This is a genomic window from Marinobacter sp. EVN1 (assembly GCF_000475375.1).
GTDB lineage: Bacteria > Pseudomonadota > Gammaproteobacteria > Pseudomonadales > Oleiphilaceae > Marinobacter > Marinobacter nauticus.
In genome coordinates this window covers 1-1156 of record NZ_AXCB01000067.1, presented here as the reverse complement: position 1 = coordinate 1156, position 1156 = coordinate 1, and the positions used below count along the sequence as shown (strand labels likewise).

The 1156-nt window shown below is 52.9% G+C and carries 1 protein-coding gene; it reads right to left on the bottom strand.

What is annotated here, in order from left to right; translation table 11 throughout:
• Positions 1–140 precede the first annotated feature (140 nt).
• Positions 141–1085: an IS5 family transposase gene (locus Q674_RS37165; RefSeq protein WP_011784145.1), complete on the bottom strand. Its 945-nt coding sequence runs from the start codon at positions 1083–1085 to the stop codon at positions 141–143.
• Positions 1086–1156 lie beyond the last annotated feature (71 nt).

The following is a 1156-nucleotide window of genomic DNA, read 5'->3' as shown; positions in this document are numbered from 1 at the left end:
GGAAGGTCTGAATAACTGCTGATATTTGCCCATCTTGGGTTTAAACGGCAAAAAATCGAAGATTCAGACACTATTTTCCCTTTATTTGTGTGTTTTTTGCCCGTTTCCCGCCATTTTGGCGGAAAACAGGCGCACTGGCCCTACGCCAGCATGTATTTTTCACCGATCAGCAGGTTGCTAAACGCGGCCAGCAAATGCAACCGGTTGCTGTTCTTGGCAAGGCCGCGATAGCGGACCTTGCCATAACCAAAGACCCGCTTGATGTACCGGAAGGGATGCTCGACCTTGGCACGAACACTGGCTTTGATCTTCTCTGCTTTCAGTTTGTCGGCATCCAGCGTCTTCCGGGTGCCAGGCCGTTTGGCAATGAACCAGGAGACGTTTTTGCGGTGCTTATGCTCATCCCGCTTCTGAATGCCAAGGTAACCGGCGTCGCCGAAGACTCGTTGCTCTTCACCATGCAGCAGCTTGTCGGTGGGCACGATGTCGTGAACATTGGCAGCGGTGGTATCAATGCTATGAATCAGACCGAACGTGTCGTCGACACCAATGTGCATTTTCATGCCGAAGTGCCATTCGTTGCCCTTTCTGGTCTGGTGCATCTCCGGATCACGCTTGCCAGTTTGGTTCTTGGTGGAGCTGGGAGCAGAGATGATGGTGGCATCTACGATGCTTCCTTCACGCAACATCAAGCCGTTTTTCTCCAGGTGTTTGTTCACCTCTTTAAACAGCGCCTTGCCAAGACCGTGCTGCTCCAGGAAATGCCGGAAGTTGAGAATCGTCGTCTCATCTGGCAAACGGTCCAGCTTCAGACCCGCGAAGTGCCGCATGGATTCGATCTCGTACAGCGCGTCTTCCATGGCCGGATCGCTCAAGTTATAGAACAACTGCATGCAGTGAACCCGCAGCATGGCAGGCAGCGGATAAGGGGGCCGTCCGTTCCGGCCCTTCGGGTAATAACGGGCTACCTTCTTCTCCAACTGCTTCCACGGAATCAGCTTGTCCATCCGTTCCAGAAAGATCTCGCGACGGGTCTTGCGCTTCTTGGTCTGGTATTCGGCTTCGGAGAAGGTGATCTGATCCATGCTGGCAACGATCCTATGCGATTGACGATGGCCGTATTATCGCTGATTTTGGAGACTTATTCAGAGCCTCC